Below are 1,362 nucleotides of genomic sequence, written 5' to 3' on the forward strand. Positions count from 1 at the left end.
GGATCCCCAGGTTTCCCGCCGCCTCCTTTTGAGTCGAGGAGGATGGTTGTATGCCGAAGAAGATCGATCCCGCGGTCAAAGAGCGGGCGCTGCGGATGGTGTCCGAGCATCGGGGTGAGTACTCGTCGTTGACGGCCTGCTGTGACCAGGTGGGCCGACGTCTGGGGCTGGGCAAGGAGACGGTCCGACGGTGGGCTGTGCAGGCCGACATCGACGCCGGAGCCCGGGCCGGGGTCAGCACCGAGGAGAGCGCTGAGATCAAGCGCCTCAAGGCCGAGAACCGGCGACTGACTGAGGACCTGGAGATCATGCGCAGGGCCTCGATTTTCTTCGCGGGGGAGCTCGACCCCCGCAACCGGTGATCTGCGAGTTCATCGACCAACTCCGGTCGGAAGGTCATGCGGTCGAGTCGATCTGCAGAGGCTTGGGTAAAGCAGGTCTGCAGATCGCCGCACGGACCTATCGGATGTGGACCTCGCCGCAACGCGTGGTGGCGGCCAGGACGGTCAGCGACGCTGAGGTCGAGGCCGTGATCCGCACGCTGGTGTGGCAGCTCGATAGCCGTGGGCGGCGGAAGATGCAGCCAGCGGGCCTGTACGGGCGCCGCAAGATGCTCGCGGAGGTTCGCCGTGCCGGTCTGCCCACAGCCAGCCCGGGAGCAGTGGACCGTGTGATGCGAACGCTCGGGCTATCGGGCGTACTCCGGTCCAAGAAGGTGTACACCACTTCCTCGGATCCGGACGGTGTTCGGGCGCCGGACCTTGTTGATCGCGACTTCACCTCGGATCGCCCGGACCGGCTCTGGGTCGCCGATTTCACTTACGTCCGGACGTGGGCCGGCTTCACCTACGTGGCGTTCATCGTCGACGTGTTTGCCCAGCGCATCGTGGCGTGGAACGCGGCCACCACCATGGCCACGGACCTGGTCATGACTCCGCTGCGGATGGCGCTGTGGCAACGCGATCGCGAGGGACACCCGATCGAGCCGAAGTCGCTGGTCAGCCATTCGGACGCGGGCAGTCAATATACGTCTGTAGCGTTCACCGAACGCCTGGCCCTCGAGGGGATCGAACCGTCGATCGGCAGCGTCGGCGACGCGTACGACAATGCGCTCATGGAGACGATCAACGGCCTCTACAAGGCCGAGTGCATCCGCTCGTCGATCTTCCAGGACGGGCCGTACAAGACGATCTCCGACGTAGAGTACGCGACCGCCGCATGGGTCGAGTGGTTCGGGCAATGACCGGCTCCACTCGAGCCTGGGATACGTTCCGCCCGTCGAGTTCGAGCAGAGCTACTACGCCGCTCTCAACCGAGAGCTGCAACCCACATAGGGGGCGGCGGGAAACCTGGGGCGGTTCA

At 65.3% G+C, this 1,362-nt stretch carries 1 pseudogene and 1 other annotated feature; the pseudogene reads left to right on the forward strand.

The features are described from left to right. The first annotated feature begins 50 nt into the window (after window positions 1-50). A pseudogene (locus tag ON04_RS15680) lies at window positions 51-1,334 on the forward strand (IS3 family transposase). After that, window positions 320-454: a sequence feature (AL1L pseudoknot), on the forward strand. It overlaps the preceding pseudogene by 135 nt. Window positions 1,335-1,362: the final 28 nt, after the last annotated feature.

It is taken from the genome of Dietzia alimentaria 72, assembly GCF_000226215.1.
GTDB classification, from domain to species: Bacteria; Actinomycetota; Actinomycetes; order Mycobacteriales; family Mycobacteriaceae; genus Dietzia; species Dietzia alimentaria.